Source organism: Acetoanaerobium sticklandii (genome assembly GCF_000196455.1).
GTDB lineage: Bacteria > Bacillota > Clostridia > Peptostreptococcales > Filifactoraceae > Acetoanaerobium > Acetoanaerobium sticklandii.
This window is the reverse complement of record NC_014614.1, coordinates 2,280,730-2,295,758: the sequence shown is the minus strand read 5'-3', so window position 1 is coordinate 2,295,758 and position 15,029 is coordinate 2,280,730. Positions and strand designations below refer to the sequence as shown.

The following is a 15,029-nucleotide window of genomic DNA, read 5'->3' as shown; positions in this document are numbered from 1 at the left end:
ATAAGTGGCAAGATATACTGATTCATCATGCAGACTTTGCCGTAGAGAAGGAATGAAGCTATTCCTTAAAGGTGACAGATGCTATACAGATAAATGTGCATTTGCTAAAAGAGCATATGCTCCTGGACAACATGGTCAAGGAAGAAAGAAAGTTTCTAACTACGGAGAGCAATTAAGAGAAAAGCAAAAAGTTAAAAGAATATATGGAGTTTTAGAGACTCAGTTCAGATTAACTTTTGAGCGTGCAGAAAAAATGCAAGGTATGGCGGGTGAGAACCTACTTAACCTTTTAGAAAGAAGATTAGACAACGTAGTATATAGAATGGGACTAGCTGCTTCTAGAAAAGAAGCTAGACAATTAGTAAGACATGGACATTTCAATCTTAATGGACATAAAGCTAATATTCCTTCTATGACAATCAGCGTTGGAGATGTTATAACAGTAAAAGAAACTTCAAGATCATCTGTAAAAATTAAGTCATTGGTTGAAAACTCTACAAGAGTAGCTCCTAAATGGCTTGATGTAAGTCTTGAGTCGATGAGTGCTAAAATGGTTGCAAATCCTACAAGAGAAGATATTGACCTTGAAGTAGCAGAACATCTAATCGTAGAGCTTTACTCTAAGTAACCGCACCTAAGATTAGTACCCTCGGTGATCTTTTTAAATTATTTTACAAGGAGGGTTTATTAGTGATAGAAATCGAAAAGCCAAGTATAGAAGTGTTAGAACTTAAAGAAAACTATGGTAAATTCGCTTTAGAACCATTGGAAAGAGGATTCGGTATAACTGTAGGAAACTCACTAAGAAGAGTACTTTTGTCCTCTCTTCCTGGTGTTGCCGTTACATCTATTAAAGTAGATGGCGTACTACACGAATTTTCTACGATTCCAGGTGTGAAAGAGGATGTTACTGAACTCATATTGACTCTAAAAGAGCTTTCTATGAAAATGGATTCTGATGGAGCTAGAACTTTAAAAATAGAGCATACTGGTGAAGGTGTAATCAAAGCTGGAGATATTATTTGTCCGCCAGACGTTGAAATTCTAAACAAAGATTTACATATAGCTACGCTTTCTGAGGATGCTAAGCTATACATGGAAATCAATGTAGATAAAGGCAGAGGCTACGTTTCTGCTGAGAATAACAAATCTGATGATATGCCAATTGGAGTAATCCCTGTAGATTCTATATATACACCTGTTCATAAAGTAAGCTATTTGACTGAAAACACAAGAGTTGGTACTAGAACTGATTTTGAAAGATTAGTTTTAGAAGTTTGGACAGATGGCAGTATAGGAGCTCAAGAGGGTGTTTCCTTAGGGGCAAAAATACTAGTTGAGCATCTTAACCTATTTATCGACCTTACAGACCATTTAGGTGAAGTTGAGCTTATGGTTGAAAAAGAAGAAGATAAAAAAGAAAAAGCTCTTGAAATGACAATAGAAGAACTTGACTTATCTGTTAGATCATACAATTGCCTTAAACGTGCTGGTATCAACACGGTTGAGGAATTAACTGAGAAAACAGAAGATGATATGATGAAAGTTAGAAACCTAGGAAAGAAATCCCTAGAAGAAGTTATTCAAAAGCTAGAAGAGCTTGGATTCAGCCTTAAGCCAAGTGAAGACTAGGGAAAAGGAGGGATATTAACAATGGCAATGTACAGAAAATTAGGCATGGTTTCTTCTCACAGAAAAGCAGTACTTAGAAACCTTGCTACAGACATACTAAAGCACGGAAGAGTTACAACTACTGAAACTAGAGCTAAAGAAGCTAGAAGAATGGTAGAAAAAATGATTACTCTTGGTAAAAGAGGAGATCTTCATGCCAGAAGACAAGTTATGGCTTACATGATGGATGAAACTGTTGTAAAAACTCTATTTGATGAAATCGCACCTAAGTATAGTGAAAGAAAAGGTGGATACACAAGAATAATGAAACTTGGACCAAGACGTGGAGATGGCGCACCAATGGCTATCATTGAACTGGTTTAATTAAAACATAAAAATACCCTTATCGAAAGTTATGCTTTCGATAAGGGTATTTTTAAATGGGTAATTTTTTAATATAAAAAGGTCTATAACTTTTAGCAGTCAAATTATCATTACTTCATAAAGAAAACTTTTGCAACAAGTAGTCCCATACTCACAAGTAAAAGAACAAAGGATATAATAAATAAGCTCTTGTACAGTATTTTCATATTCTTACCTCCTAGTTGTTTTTTAATCGTCTTTCTTGAGTAGCAAGAAATGACAGATTCTTATTTTCTATTTCGGTAAAATTCTCAACAATGTCGTTAGGACTTTTAATACTCATATCAGGATTGTACCAAGGCTTTTCGTCAAAGTAGCGCTGATTGGCTCCTGGACCAAAATAATATCCATGTCTAGCATACATCTCATTGATAGCAAGTCTTAAATCCTTTGAGCTCATTCCGATGATATCATCAAGAGTAAGCTCCTTAGTGCTGCTAGGAAGCAAATAATCTTCGCCTAGAGCGCCCTCAGAATCACCCTCAGAAGAATCTTCTTCAGGGATAGCTTCGTCCTCATTGGGAATGCCAACTGAATCTGGTTCTGCATTATTTTCAGCGGAATCATTACTTGCTATAGGAGTATCAGCAGTGTTACCAGCTAGTTCATCAGATTTAAACTTCTCGGCTACAGAGGAATAAATTTCATTAAATGATATTTTAGGAAGAATATCCATGGTAGCTACACCATAAATAGCTAGAGCAACAAGTAAAAAAGCCACTGGAATAATAATATTAAGCTTCTTTTTTCTACGTTTTTTTTTGATATTTGAGGTATATCTTAGCAATCTGTTGTATTTAGGCTTATCTAAATGCACTTCGAAAAAATCTCTGTTTTTTTCGAAAAGGCTTAAAAATTTATCTGCATCTCTTTCAACTTCATAAGCCGAAAGAGTAAGCTCAAACAAAATTTTAGTGTGGTATTTATTTAATAAAAGCTGCTGCTTTACATTTGCAAATTTTGTTATGTAAGATCTATTTTCCTCTAATAAATTAAAAGCTTCATCAAAATTTCGTTTTAAAATTAACTCATCTATATTTTTAAATAAATTGTCTACTTTTAGTTCTGAATCAGTAGGTAAATTGTTTTGGGGCATATAAGCACCTCCTTTTTTATATTTACAATTAAGAAAGTTTTACTTTTAGATATTATAACACAATATATGACTATATTGATATTTCTGCTAAGTTACACTTTACAAAAAATGTTTCCTAGTTAAAAAATTGTTTTATGGTTAATTATAGTACCAAATACGTATGTAATATTTAAAAGAGAGTAAAAATATGTTAATATTAAGGTTAGGCATAATTAAGCTTAGTAATTAAAAGGGAGAAAATAATGAAGCCAATTATAAAAATTGATAATCTCACCTATGAATATACAGATGGAGAAAGAGTAGTAAAAGCAATAGATGAAGTGACATTAGACGTACACGAAGGAGAATTTCTAGTGGTGATAGGTCATAATGGCTCTGGAAAATCTACGCTTGCAAAACACTTAAATGCTATACTGCTTCCGACCTCTGGGAAAGTATATGTAGATGGATTAGATACCTCGGTATTAGAAAATACTTTTGATATAAGACAAACAGCTGGAATGGTATTTCAAAATCCTGATAACCAAATAGTTGCTACTGTAGTGGAAGAGGATGTGGCATTTGGACCAGAAAATCTAGGAATAGAGCCAAAAGAAATAAGAAAAAGAGTAGATGAAGCCCTTGCAAATGTAGGGATGAGTGAGTTCGCAAAAAAAGCCCCTCATCTTTTATCGGGAGGGCAAAAACAAAGAATCGCAATAGCAGGAATAATAGCTATGAAACCAAGATGCATCATCATGGATGAACCCACTGCTATGCTAGACCCAAGAGGGCGTAAAGAAGTAATGGATACCGTATATAGACTTAATAAAGAAGATAAAATAACTGTCATTCATATCACTCACTTTATGGAAGAAGCAGTAAATGCAGATAGGGTATGTGTAATGGAAGATGGAAAGCTTATAATGCAAGGAAAGCCTAGAGAAATATTCAAGCAAGTAGATAAATTAAAAAAACTAGGGCTAGATGTTCCTCAGATGACAGAACTAGCATATGAGCTAAGAAATGAGAATATAGATATTGAAGATGATATTCTCACTGTGGAAGAGATGGTGAACAGATTATGTCAGTAGTTATAAAAGATTTAGTTCATGTTTATAATCCAGGCTCTCCATTTGAAAGTACAGCTCTAAATGGAGTAAATCTTGAGATAGGAAAAGGAGAGTTTATTGGACTAATAGGTCATACAGGTTCAGGAAAGTCAACTCTCATACAGCATCTTAACGGACTGCTTAAGCCATCATCAGGTACTATACTTATAAATGGACTTGATATCACAAAAAAAGAAACCTCGCTTATTGAAATTAGAAAAAATGTAGGACTTGTATTTCAATATCCTGAGTATCAGCTTTTCGAAGAAACAATATATAAGGACATCGCTTTTGGTCCTGGTAACTTGGGACTTTCAGAAGAAGAAATTGATGTAAGAGTAAGAGAAGCTATGGAAATTACGGGCTTAGATTTTGAGCTTCTAAAGGAAAGGTCGCCTTTTGAGCTTTCTGGAGGTCAAAGAAGAAGGGTAGCAATAGCTGGGGTAATAGCTATGAAGCCAGAAGTTCTTATTTTAGATGAGCCTACAGCTGGACTAGACCCAAGAGGTAGAGATGAAATCTTGCAGGAGATAAAAGAAATTCACAAAAGACATAATACTACAATAATACTAGTATCTCACTCTATGGAAGATATTTCGAAATTAGTCGACAAAATTATCGTTATGAATAGAGGACAAATAGAATTCGTAGGCTCGCCTAGAGAGATATTCAAGCATGAGACTAGATTAAAAGAAATAGGACTAGGCGTACCAAAAGTAGTAGAGCTAGTAAAAGCACTCAGAGAAAAAGGATTTGATATAGCTGAGGACAGAATGACAATAGAAGAGGTAAAGGAAGAAATAATTAGAATTTTAAGGAGTAAGAAGGATGCTTAAAGATATAACAATAGGACAGTACTACCCTACAGATTCCATAATTCACCGATTAGATCCCAGAGTAAAGATACTATTCACCTTTATCTTTATGATATCTTTATTTGTCATAAATACCTTTGCTCCCTACGCCCTTATATTAGCTTTCTTACTTGTGATAATAAAAGTATCAAAGATACCATTAAAATACATTCTAAAAGGCTTAAAACCACTTTGGATATTGCTTATATTGACCTTTTCTATAAATGCATTCTTAAGCCCAGGAGAGCCGATATGGTCGTTTGGATTTTTGAAGCTTACAAGAGAAGGGGTAACTCAAGGTAGCTTTATGCTCTTAAGATTAGTATTTCTTATAATAGGAACCTCTGTACTAACTCTAGCTACAGCACCTATAGAGCTGACAGATGGTATAGAAAAGCTACTAAATCCTCTAAGAGTAATCAAAGTACCAGCTCATGAGCTAGCGATGATGATGACTATAGCGCTCAGATTCATACCTACTCTTTTGGATGAAACTGATAAAATAATGAAAGCTCAAATGGCTAGAGGAGCAGATTTTGAAAGTAAAAATATGATAAAAAGAGCAAAAGGGCTTATTCCTCTTCTAGTACCATTATTTATCAGTGCATTTAGAAGAGCTGATGAACTCGCCATGGCTATGGAAGCTAGATGCTATAGAGGTGGAGATGGAAGAACTAGAATGAAAGAGATAAATTTTTCTACTAAAGACTACGTAGCATCTACTATAATAGTAATATATCTAGGCGTAATAGTTGCTATGCGCTGGGTGGGAATCTAATGAGAAATATTCTAATCTTAATTGAATACGATGGAACCAATTATAATGGTTGGCAAAGACAGCCAAATGCTGCTAGCGTTCAAGAAGAGATAGAAAAAGCTATATACAAGGTCACAAAAAAACAAACAGATATTTATGGCTCAGGAAGAACAGATGCAAAAGTTCATGCTCTAGGTCAAGTTGCAAACTTTCACACAGACTCTGCTATACCTACTGAAAAATTTGCTGTAGCACTTAACACCAATCTTCCTGACGACATAGTAATATTAAATAGCATAGAGGTGCCAGAGGAGTTTCATTCTAGGTATAGTGCAAAAGTAAAAACCTATAGATATAGAGTTTTAAATACACCAGTTAGAAGACCGATAGAGCGAAACTATGCTTATCATGTCAGAGAAGACTTGGATTTAGATATAATTAAAACTATGGCAAAGCTACTAATAGGAGAGCATGACTTTAAAGCCTTTTCCAGTAGTGGCTCATCCGTAAAAACTACAATAAGAACAATATACGATATAAAAATTACTAAAGAAAATGATATAATAGAATTTGAGTTTACTGGAAATGGTTTTTTATATAATATGGTCAGAATTATAGTAGGAACACTAATAGAACTTGGCAAGAAATCAACTAGGTATGATATACAAAGGGCACTAATGACAGGAGATAGAGGCTTCGCAGGACCAACTGCTCCACCTCAAGGACTTTTTCTAAAAAAAGTAAGTTATAATCTTGACATTAAATCCTAAGTATATTACAATATATTGGTATGTGTAGATAAGTTGTCCAATGCCCCGGACTTTATATACAACCAACTAATTAGTAAGAATCTGGTAAGGAGGAAAATAAATGAAGTCTTATATATCTAAACCTTCTGAGGTTACTAGAAAATGGTACCTTATAGATGCAGAAGGAAAGACGCTTGGTAGAATTTCTACAGAAATCGCAAGATTACTTAGAGGAAAACATAAGGTGACTTTCACGCCTCACGTTGATGGTGGGGACTTTGTTATCGTAATAAACGCTGACAAGGTGGTAGTAACAGGAAACAAAACTGACGATAAAATCTATAGAAGACATACTGGCTATATCGGTAATATGAAAGAAACTAACTTTAGAAAGCTTCAACAAGAAAAGCCTGAAGAAATCATCAAGCTTTCTGTAAGAGGAATGCTACCTAAAAACAAACTTAGAGCTCCAATGATGAAGAGACTAAGACTTTTTGTAGGTAATGAGCATACTCATGCAGCACAAAGCGTTGAGACTTTAAACATATAGTTTGAGAGAAGGGAGGATTTTTTCATGGCAAAAGTACAATATTTCGGAACAGGAAGAAGAAAAAGCTCTGTCGCTAGAGTAAGACTATTACCAGGCGAGGGAAACATTACAATAAATGGAAGAACTCTTGACGAGTATTTCGGTTATGAAACTCAAAAGAGAGAGGTTATGAGACCTCTAACTATTACTGAAACTCTAGGAAGATATGATGTAATAGTAAAAGTAGAAGGCGGAGGATTTACAGGTCAAGCTGGAGCAATTCGTCACGGTATCTCAAGAGCACTACTTAAAGTAGATGCTGAACTTAGACCAACTCTTAAATCAGCTGGATTCTTAACAAGAGACTCTAGAATGAAAGAAAGAAAGAAATACGGTCTTAAAGCAGCTAGAAGAGCGCCACAGTTCTCAAAAAGATAATTTCATTTATATTTATATCAAAATCCCCAAGTCATTATGGCTTGGGGATTTGTTTGATTTTAGAGATTATTATACCTAATAAATTTTTACTCTACTTGTTTTTTGTAATACATTGTATTACAATGTAAATAAAAGGAGTGATAATTTATGCTTTCAATAAGATGTAGTTCAGAAGATGAGAATTTAATAAAAAAATATGCAGCCATGAAAAAGCAAAGTGTATCAGAGTTTTTGAGACAAGCAGCACTAGAAAAAATAGAAGATGAATATGATTTAAAGCTAGTAAAGGACTATTTGGATAAAAAAGAAAAAATGAGTTTTTATTCTGCTGATGAAGTAGAAAAGGAACTTGGTATATGAGTTATAAATTAATTTATTCAGAAGATAGCTTAAAGCAGTTAAAAAAATTAGATAAGTCTGTTCAAAAACTAATTGTACGATATCTTAGAAATCTTGAAACTTTAGAAGAACCTAGAGCAAAAGGAAAGGCTCTGTCTGCTAATTTAAAAGGATTTTGGAGATATCGTATTGCAGATTATAGAGTAATATGTGAAATTGATGATGACAAGATAATTATTATAGTAATAGATATAGGGCACAGAAAAAATATTTATGACTAGTTCAAAAGTTACTAAGCCATTATGGTTTGGGGATTTGTTGTATGGAGGTAGAGAAAATGAACATATTAGTAAGTGCCTGTCTTCTTGGTGAAAACTGTAAATACAATGGAGGAAATAATTTAAGTGAAGCAGTGGTAAATTATGTAAAGGGACATGAAGCAATTGATATATGTCCTGAAATGCTGTCTGGACTTGGATGTCCTAGACCACCTGTAGAGCTAGTAAATGGAATAATTATGACTAAAGATGGCATTAATCTAGATGATAAATTTCATGAAGGTGTGAGATTAGCGATGGAAATGATAGAAGCAAAGGAAGTGGATTTAGCTATATTACAATCTAGAAGTCCTACCTGCGGAGTAAAGCAAATCTATGATGGAAGCTTTAGTGGAAATTTGATTAAAGGACAGGGAATATTTGCAAAAGCACTTATAGCTCAAGGTATTAAAACCATAGATTCAGAAGATATAAGCTAATAATTACATAATACTTATTTCTCATAATAATTCAAAATCCAAATTAGTAATGTAAAGACTTGACATTTTTATTCTATTTGATATCATAATGATATCAAATAGAATTTTTTAGTCAGGTAAGTTTTTATAGATTAAATAGATTTAGACTATGAAATTCTTAAAGGCTATATGATTTTCTTTTGATATAGCCTTTGTTTATTTTATTTTTTACGATTTTGATTTTGGAATGGGGGATTTGTCATGCAAGAGAAAATTTTGAATCAAAAGAAAAATGGTATGCTTGCTTTAATATTAATTATTCTATCTTACCTATTAGCTATCGGGGGATTGGTAATATTTGCAAGTAGTAGCACAGTACTACTGATGGTAGTGTGTATTTTGTGGCTAAGTATAGGCTGGATATCTTTACTTGGATTAAAAATATTGAAACCTCAAGAAGCTTTAGTTCTTACACTTTTTGGTAAGTATATAGGAACATTAAAAGAGGAAGGCTTTTACTACGTAAATCCATTTTGCTCTAGTGTGAATCCAGCTTCTAAGACAAAGCTTAAACAAAGTGGAGATGTTGATGCAACAAATAACACAGGGATAACCATCGGAAGCATCGGGGGACATGCAAACGTAGAGGCTAACAATAAAAGGATATCACTTAAAATCATGACACTTAGCAATAACAAGCAGAAAATAAATGACTGCTTGGGGAATCCTATTGAAATAGGAATAGCTGTGACATGGAAGGTAGTAGATACTGCAAAAGCTGTATTTGCAGTAGATAACTTCAAAGAATATCTTTCTCTTCAATGCGACTCAGCACTTAGAAATATAGTTCGTACCTATCCATATGATGTAGCCAATAATATAGACACAACAGGAGATGGAGTAGCTGATGACGGGAGCCTTAGAGGTTCAAGCGAACTAGTAGCTTTAAAAATAAAAGAAGAAATTCAATCAAAAGTAGCAGAAGCAGGACTAGATATATTAGAAGCTCGTATCACTTACCTAGCATATGCACCTGAAATCGCAGCAGTAATGCTACAAAGGCAACAAGCTTCAGCTATCATAGATGCTAGAAAAATGATAGTAGATGGGGCTGTAGGAATGGTAGAAATGGCATTAGATAAACTTAATGAAAACAAAGTAGTAGAGCTAGATGAAGAGCGAAAAGCAGCTATGGTCTCAAATCTACTTGTAGTATTATGCGGAAACCATGATGCACAACCTATTGTTAATTCAGGAAGTTTATATTAGTAACTTCGAAAAGTGAGATGATGTGATATGAGTGAAAATCGCAAAAAACAAATTCCTTTGCGATTATCGGCCAAGCTTTATGATGCGATTGCCTCTTGGGCTGAAGATGATTTTAGATCAGTAAATGGGCAAATAGAATACCTGCTTACAGAATGCGTGAGACAGCGTAAAAAAAATGGAAAATATGTTTCTGATGAACTTGATATACCACCTGAACTGGATGTTGAGTAATAACTAAACAAAACAAAACCAAACCAAACCAAATCCTTAATTTAATAATAGGGTTTGGTTTTTAATTTATTACATATAAAATATATGAATATATTATAAATAAGTTTATACTAAAGATAAAAACTAAAGGAGATAAACATGATTGATGAATATATTTATGTAGACTATGAGAATGTTCAAGATATTAAAGTCGAATTTATTAAAAATACATCAAAAGTGATTATTTTAATTGGAAATGAACAAATAAAAATTCCAATTGATTTGGTTCAAAAATTACAACCTATGGGGAATTTAGTAGAATGGATTAGAGTAAATGGAAAAGGAAGAAATGCACTTGATTTTTATATTAGTTTTTTCTTAGGAAGAGATGTTACAAAAGACAAAAATAAACATTTTGTGATTTACTCTAAAGACACTGGATATGATCCATTAATAACATATTTAAAAAATGATGGCATTAAAATAAGAAGAATAGTTAGTTTTCAAGAGCTTAGAAAAGATAGTGAGATAAAATTTGATGAGGCTGGAATTAATAGAATAAAAGACAATTTATCTAAAGTTGCAAGTAATAAAAGACCAAAAAAGAAAACAAGTCTAAAAGGATATATAAAATCTATGTTACCAAAAATAAACGATAAAGATATTGACAAAATCATGGAAGGATTGTTTATAAAAAAATTGATTTTTGAAGAAAACGGGTTGATTAAATATGATTTACAAAAGAAAGCATAATAAATATATGATAAGAAATAGAATATTAATTGTATATCTATTATTCATCAGTATAAGTATACTTACTGGATGTTGTATAAATCAAACTGTTAATGAAACTGAATTAACATATGGAGATGATTTAATAAATTTAGTTGAAGAAACTATGAAGCAAGAGCCAAGAGAAGAAAATGAAATTCAAATTACAAAGGCAGAAATAGTGGCTTCATTTGAAGACGAGACAAAACAAATCGTACTTGCTAATATCTATCAGATGGGTTTCATACCTGAAGAGGGTAGGTTTATTTCATCTAGCGGAGCGATGTTTCCAGTTGAAATACAGTATGAAATAGATGATAAAAAGCTTGTAAATCCTTTGGTTATATATCCTTTAGATGGATCAGAATTTTCTTCATCTTTGAAAAAAATGAGCAGAAATAATATAAAATGGTACAAACAGCTTATGGAATCTCAAAACTCATATCATAGAATTTACAATGACATGATTCAAAAGCTAAAAAAAGAGATAGTAGAAAATAATTTAGATGGATATATCCATACAAAAGATGAAATTCCTAATTATACTGAGGATGTAATATTTTTAGAAGAGCTAAAAAATGAGCCTAAAAGCAATATAGGAATAGTAAAAGAAGAAGCCTACTTTAGGGCTAAAAATCAAATTGGTAAAGTAAATTGGCCACATTATGAAGGTATATTATTTAATGAAGCTACAGGAATTGTAGTTGAATCTATATTTGATGAATTTCCTAAGTAGAGATAGATAATAGTATGATTTTAGGAGGAGAAATAATGAACGAGTTATATAATATGATTTACAAAAGAAAATCTATAAGAAAATTTGATTCTAGCCTTAGTGTATCTGATGAGGAGCTAGAGCTAATAAAAAGCCAGTTTGAAAAAGTAATTCCACTTATTCCAGAGATTAAAATTAAATTTGAAATAGTAAAAAAATCAGAAACAACAGCTAAATATGGTGAATATGCTCTGCTTTTTTATAGCGAGAATAAGGATAATTATCTATTAAACGCAGGCTATGTGTTAGAACAGATGGATTTATTTATGGCATCTATAAACATAGGAGTCTGTTGGTATGGAATGGCGAAACCAAAGTCTGATTTTGGAAGTGGTCTTGACTATGTGATTATGCTTGTATTTGGAAAAAGCAAAGAAACAGATTTTAGAACAGATTTTTCAAACTGCAAAAGAAAATCTGAAGCGGAATTATTTAGTGGGGATTTTGATAAAGAAATACTAAACCTAGTAAGATATGCACCTAGCGCCTGTAACTCTCAGCCTTGGAGAGCTTCATTTGATGATAATAAAATTAAGATTTATAGAAATACAAAAGTAAAATCCTTTATTCCATTTGTGAAGTTGCCTTATTACAATTCGCTTGATATGGGGATATTTCTCTGCTACCTAGAGATAATTTTAAATAAGCATGAGTATAAGCTTGAAAGAACTATCATAAATAAAAATGAAAAGGATAGTTTAGGGTGGATAGAAATAGCGGAATATAAGCTTTAATTTTAAAACAAGGAGAACTGCTATGAAAATCGAAAATAATTCTGTTTTACTTTATTCTTCGCAGACAAATCTAGTAGTAGACAAGCTAGATAAAGATGGAGTTTGCTTTAATAAAAAAGAATTTGTAGTAAGGAAATATGAAGAGGTTGCACCTATTTTTGTAGCGGCATACAGCTGGTTTGTGAATGAAGCTCAAAATTATGTGAAAGGTCCACCAGAAGCTGAGTATCCTTACTGGGCGTTTGCAGATATAAATAATGTAGAGAGCCATGCAGACAGCACTATATTAAAGCTCAATGTTCCTTTGGATGAAGCTATATATTTTGATATGCAGGATTGGTACAAGATACTTAGGCTTTCGTATATAGGGGAAACTGCTCAGGATGAAGCTAAGTTTAAAAAGATGCTAGAAGCCTATGGAGTAAAAAATGAAAGTGATGTTATTCTCACCAATTTTTATCCTCAGTTAAAAAGAGAAGTACAAGAAAGCTGGAAAAGATTGTTTAAGCATCATGAAAATATAAAGCAAGGAAGAAATGATGAGGCTATTAATATTCAAGCGGCTCTATGGCAGATAAAAAAGGAATGGATACATACTCTTTAGAAATCACAGGATATGATTTTGTTAGCTTTGATATAATGCAAAAACCATATTAAGATGGCCTTTATGACCGCCTTAATATGGTTTTTTTAAATCAAAGCTTTATAATGAGAATTTTTTTATTATAGAATCTAGCTTTGAAGCTACTTCTGATAGATGTCTGGAGCTCTTTGTAATGTTTTCCATTAGGTCTAGCTGAGTTTCAGTAGTAGCAGCTATTTCTTCAGCAGAAGCAGCATTTTCTTCTGTGATTGCAGAAATACCTTCTATAGCACTTAGAACACCTTCTTTATTATCGTTTATTGAGCTGATATTGATAGTTAGCTCATCTAGTTGTTTTACGGTATTAGAAAGTGATTCTTCTATTTCATCAAATGAATTCAGTACTCTGCCCATTTCTCCAGTAGCACCTTCTACTGCTGTTTGAGTTTCTGACATGTTGTTTTTTATTAAGGAGATTTCCCCTTGTATTTCATCGATTATATTTTTTATTTGATCTGTAGATTTTGAAGTTTGTTCAGCTAGCTTTCGTATTTCATCAGCAACAACTGCAAATCCTCTTCCGCTTTCTCCAGCTCTAGCAGCTTCTATAGCGGCGTTTAGTGCAAGTAGGTTTGTTTGGTCTGCTATGTTTTGGATTACACCTACTATGTCTTCGATTAGAGTAGATTTATCAGCTAGAGTGTTTACATTATTTCCAAGTGAAGTAGTGATTGTGAGAGTTTTTTCAAATTCTACGTTTAGATTTTCCACGGATTTTAGTCCATCTTGGTTTTTCTCAGTCACATTAGTTGTAAAGGCTTGAAGCTCGCTAGCGTTGTTATCTGCATATTTTATTTGCTCAGCTAGCTTGCTTAGCATCTCAACACTTATTTGAGCTTCGTTAGCTTGACTTTGAGCACCTTTTGCAAATTCTGTAACAGCTTCATTTACTCCATTTACAGAGCTATATCCTGCGTTGGCTCCGTCGCTCATCGCTGCCGCTGTCTGAGAGAGAACTTTGGAATCTTCGCTTAGGGTATTTACTATATCTCTTAGATTTTGTCTTAAATCAAATACAGCTTTTCCTATTATCCCAGTTTCATCCTTGTAGTTTACTATATCATCAAACTCAGAAGTTTCTTTGATGTCTAGCATGGCGATACGATTAACTAGTTCAGTTATTCTGTGAATAGGCTTAGTTATAGATTTGCTTATGATAGCGCTTATAATAGCTGCTAAGATAGCAATAGCTATAGTAACTGAGATGATAATCATGATATTTCTTCTAAGCATAGCTGCAGCAGCAACTTCTTCTGCTTTGACAACCTCATTGATATCATCGATATAATTTCCTGTTCCTATAATCCAGTTGAAATATGGCTCTAACTGAATATACCCTCTCTTAGGAAGGGGGATAGTTTCACCAGATTTAGGAAAATCATAATTTAAAAATCCTTGTCCATCGGCTTTTGCCATTCTTATAAATTCTTCGACTATTTTAACTCCATTGTCATCAGTAAGCCCAAGTCTACTAGTTCCCTCAACATCCTTGTTTCCAAGAAGAACAACATTTGTTCCGTCAATAGTGTCAGCCCAGAAATATCCACCATCTCCATACTTTGCATTTCTAACAATATCAGCAGCTAGCACAGTTCCAGTTTCTTTATCTAGCTCTCCAGATTCGATTGCATTTTCAATAGGTTTAAGCGAAGTTATTAGTGACTCAGTTGCGGATTTAATCATCAAATCATAATCCTCTAGAAGTAATTTTTCTTTCTGAGCTATTTGAGCCTTGCTATTGGTAGAAAAGGTATAAATACTGACACTACCAATTAATAATCCCGCAAGTAGAATATTTAGTAGTGCGACCATTAAAATTTTTGAACCTATGCTTTTCACTGATTACCACCCCGTTTTGATAGATTTCTGTTTTAAGTTTAATTTACCCTAAGTAGACATCATTATAACATTTATATGTATTGATTAGTTATTTTATTAATAGCAATTTAGAATTTGAAATAATTGTTTCCTAGGTATAGAATAAAGAAGGTTACAAGTTTTTCG

At 33.1% G+C, this 15,029-nt stretch carries 20 protein-coding genes; 18 read left to right on the top strand and 2 right to left on the bottom strand.

From position 1 onward, the window contains the following. Positions 1 to 4 precede the first annotated feature (4 nt). The 3 genes from rpsD to rplQ all read left to right on the top strand — a co-directional run bounded on the left by rpsD (position 5) and on the right by rplQ (position 1,995). Positions 5 to 628, top strand: a complete 624-nt coding sequence (gene rpsD / locus CLOST_RS10920) for a 30S ribosomal protein S4 (protein ID WP_013362383.1) — start codon at positions 5 to 7, stop codon at positions 626 to 628. A 62-nt stretch (positions 629 to 690) separates the two neighbouring features. Continuing rightward, positions 691 to 1,632 carry a DNA-directed RNA polymerase subunit alpha gene (locus CLOST_RS10915; protein WP_013362382.1) on the top strand — a complete coding sequence of 314 codons (942 nt, stop codon included), beginning with the start codon at positions 691 to 693 and terminating at the stop codon, positions 1,630 to 1,632. A 21-nt stretch (positions 1,633 to 1,653) separates the two neighbouring features. Further along, positions 1,654 to 1,995, top strand: coding sequence for a 50S ribosomal protein L17 (gene rplQ, locus CLOST_RS10910; protein ID WP_013362381.1), 342 nt, complete (start codon positions 1,654 to 1,656; stop codon positions 1,993 to 1,995). 217 nt (positions 1,996 to 2,212) lie between these two features. Here the strand turns inward: rplQ and CLOST_RS10905 are convergent, their stop codons facing one another. After that, complete coding sequence (locus CLOST_RS10905) at positions 2,213 to 3,130, bottom strand: YARHG domain-containing protein (RefSeq protein ID WP_013362380.1); 918 nt, start codon at positions 3,128 to 3,130, stop codon at positions 2,213 to 2,215. Positions 3,131 to 3,372: 242 nt separating this feature from the next. Between CLOST_RS10905 and CLOST_RS10900 the strand changes: the two genes are divergently transcribed. The 15 genes from CLOST_RS10900 to CLOST_RS10830 all read left to right on the top strand — a co-directional run bounded on the left by CLOST_RS10900 (position 3,373) and on the right by CLOST_RS10830 (position 12,986). After that, a complete protein-coding gene (locus CLOST_RS10900) occupies positions 3,373 to 4,203 on the top strand; it encodes an energy-coupling factor transporter ATPase (RefSeq protein WP_013362379.1) in 831 nt (276 codons plus the stop codon). Then, positions 4,194 to 5,057: an energy-coupling factor transporter ATPase gene (locus CLOST_RS10895; RefSeq protein ID WP_013362378.1), complete on the top strand. Its 864-nt coding sequence runs from the start codon at positions 4,194 to 4,196 to the stop codon at positions 5,055 to 5,057. The genes CLOST_RS10900 and CLOST_RS10895 overlap by 10 nt, the downstream gene beginning before the upstream one ends. Then, entirely contained in the window at positions 5,050 to 5,853 is an 804-nt protein-coding gene (locus tag CLOST_RS10890; RefSeq protein ID WP_013362376.1) for an energy-coupling factor transporter transmembrane component T family protein, read from the top strand. The genes CLOST_RS10895 and CLOST_RS10890 overlap by 8 nt, the downstream gene beginning before the upstream one ends. Next, positions 5,853 to 6,602, top strand: a complete 750-nt coding sequence (gene truA / locus CLOST_RS10885; protein ID WP_013362375.1) for a tRNA pseudouridine(38-40) synthase TruA — start codon at positions 5,853 to 5,855, stop codon at positions 6,600 to 6,602. The genes CLOST_RS10890 and truA overlap by 1 nt, the downstream gene beginning before the upstream one ends. Before the next feature lie 100 nt (positions 6,603 to 6,702). Further along, positions 6,703 to 7,131, top strand: a complete 429-nt coding sequence (gene rplM, locus CLOST_RS10880) for a 50S ribosomal protein L13 (RefSeq protein WP_013362374.1) — start codon at positions 6,703 to 6,705, stop codon at positions 7,129 to 7,131. A gap of 24 nt (positions 7,132 to 7,155) precedes the next feature. Further along, a complete protein-coding gene (gene rpsI, locus CLOST_RS10875) occupies positions 7,156 to 7,548 on the top strand; it encodes a 30S ribosomal protein S9 (protein ID WP_013362373.1) in 393 nt (130 codons plus the stop codon). 147 nt (positions 7,549 to 7,695) lie between these two features. Continuing rightward, positions 7,696 to 7,908: a type II toxin-antitoxin system RelB family antitoxin gene (gene relB / locus CLOST_RS10870; protein ID WP_013362372.1), complete on the top strand. Its 213-nt coding sequence runs from the start codon at positions 7,696 to 7,698 to the stop codon at positions 7,906 to 7,908. Continuing rightward, positions 7,905 to 8,168, top strand: a complete 264-nt coding sequence (locus CLOST_RS10865) for a type II toxin-antitoxin system RelE family toxin (RefSeq protein ID WP_013362371.1) — start codon at positions 7,905 to 7,907, stop codon at positions 8,166 to 8,168. The genes relB and CLOST_RS10865 overlap by 4 nt, the downstream gene beginning before the upstream one ends. Positions 8,169 to 8,224: 56 nt before the next feature. Then, on the top strand, positions 8,225 to 8,644 hold the full coding sequence (locus CLOST_RS10860) for a 2-thiouracil desulfurase family protein (protein ID WP_013362370.1): 420 nt from the start codon (positions 8,225 to 8,227) through the stop codon (positions 8,642 to 8,644). 240 nt (positions 8,645 to 8,884) lie between these two features. Beyond that, on the top strand, positions 8,885 to 9,892 hold the full coding sequence (locus tag CLOST_RS10855; RefSeq protein WP_013362369.1) for an SPFH domain-containing protein: 1,008 nt from the start codon (positions 8,885 to 8,887) through the stop codon (positions 9,890 to 9,892). Positions 9,893 to 9,919: 27 nt separating this feature from the next. Then, positions 9,920 to 10,123 carry a type II toxin-antitoxin system antitoxin gene (locus tag CLOST_RS10850; protein ID WP_013362368.1) on the top strand — a complete coding sequence of 68 codons (204 nt, stop codon included), beginning with the start codon at positions 9,920 to 9,922 and terminating at the stop codon, positions 10,121 to 10,123. A 138-nt stretch (positions 10,124 to 10,261) separates the two neighbouring features. After that, entirely contained in the window at positions 10,262 to 10,855 is a 594-nt protein-coding gene (locus CLOST_RS13635) for a PIN domain-containing protein (protein WP_013362367.1), read from the top strand. Next, on the top strand, positions 10,833 to 11,609 hold the full coding sequence (locus CLOST_RS10840) for a hypothetical protein (protein WP_041487203.1): 777 nt from the start codon (positions 10,833 to 10,835) through the stop codon (positions 11,607 to 11,609). Before CLOST_RS13635 ends, CLOST_RS10840 begins: the two co-directional genes overlap by 23 nt. A 35-nt stretch (positions 11,610 to 11,644) precedes the next feature. Continuing rightward, positions 11,645 to 12,382: a nitroreductase family protein gene (locus CLOST_RS10835; protein WP_013362365.1), complete on the top strand. Its 738-nt coding sequence runs from the start codon at positions 11,645 to 11,647 to the stop codon at positions 12,380 to 12,382. 22 nt (positions 12,383 to 12,404) lie between these two features. Further along, the gene (locus tag CLOST_RS10830; protein ID WP_013362364.1) at positions 12,405 to 12,986 is read left to right on the top strand and encodes a DUF3841 domain-containing protein; all 582 of its coding nucleotides are present in this window, start codon (positions 12,405 to 12,407) and stop codon (positions 12,984 to 12,986) included. Positions 12,987 to 13,085: 99 nt separating this feature from the next. On the opposite strand, the gene CLOST_RS10825 is transcribed toward CLOST_RS10830, so the two are convergent. Beyond that, entirely contained in the window at positions 13,086 to 14,864 is a 1,779-nt protein-coding gene (locus tag CLOST_RS10825) for a methyl-accepting chemotaxis protein (protein ID WP_013362363.1), read from the bottom strand. Positions 14,865 to 15,029 lie beyond the last annotated feature (165 nt).

Coding starts and splice junctions, on each gene's coding strand:
- CLOST_RS10830 (WP_013362364.1), top strand. CDS start 12,405: ATGAAAATCGAAAATAATTCTGTTTTACTTTATTCTTCGCAGACAAAT.
- rpsI (WP_013362373.1), top strand. CDS start 7,156: ATGGCAAAAGTACAATATTTCGGAACAGGAAGAAGAAAAAGCTCTGTC.
- CLOST_RS10850 (WP_013362368.1), top strand. CDS start 9,920: ATGAGTGAAAATCGCAAAAAACAAATTCCTTTGCGATTATCGGCCAAG.
- CLOST_RS10905 (WP_013362380.1), bottom strand. CDS start 3,130: ATGCCCCAAAACAATTTACCTACTGATTCAGAACTAAAAGTAGACAAT.
- CLOST_RS10865 (WP_013362371.1), top strand. CDS start 7,905: ATGAGTTATAAATTAATTTATTCAGAAGATAGCTTAAAGCAGTTAAAA.
- CLOST_RS10890 (WP_013362376.1), top strand. CDS start 5,050: ATGCTTAAAGATATAACAATAGGACAGTACTACCCTACAGATTCCATA.
- CLOST_RS13635 (WP_013362367.1), top strand. CDS start 10,262: ATGATTGATGAATATATTTATGTAGACTATGAGAATGTTCAAGATATT.
- rplQ (WP_013362381.1), top strand. CDS start 1,654: ATGGCAATGTACAGAAAATTAGGCATGGTTTCTTCTCACAGAAAAGCA.
- CLOST_RS10860 (WP_013362370.1), top strand. CDS start 8,225: ATGAACATATTAGTAAGTGCCTGTCTTCTTGGTGAAAACTGTAAATAC.
- CLOST_RS10895 (WP_013362378.1), top strand. CDS start 4,194: ATGTCAGTAGTTATAAAAGATTTAGTTCATGTTTATAATCCAGGCTCT.
- CLOST_RS10900 (WP_013362379.1), top strand. CDS start 3,373: ATGAAGCCAATTATAAAAATTGATAATCTCACCTATGAATATACAGAT.
- relB (WP_013362372.1), top strand. CDS start 7,696: ATGCTTTCAATAAGATGTAGTTCAGAAGATGAGAATTTAATAAAAAAA.
- truA (WP_013362375.1), top strand. CDS start 5,853: ATGAGAAATATTCTAATCTTAATTGAATACGATGGAACCAATTATAAT.
- CLOST_RS10840 (WP_041487203.1), top strand. CDS start 10,833: ATGATTTACAAAAGAAAGCATAATAAATATATGATAAGAAATAGAATA.
- CLOST_RS10835 (WP_013362365.1), top strand. CDS start 11,645: ATGAACGAGTTATATAATATGATTTACAAAAGAAAATCTATAAGAAAA.
- CLOST_RS10855 (WP_013362369.1), top strand. CDS start 8,885: ATGCAAGAGAAAATTTTGAATCAAAAGAAAAATGGTATGCTTGCTTTA.
- rplM (WP_013362374.1), top strand. CDS start 6,703: ATGAAGTCTTATATATCTAAACCTTCTGAGGTTACTAGAAAATGGTAC.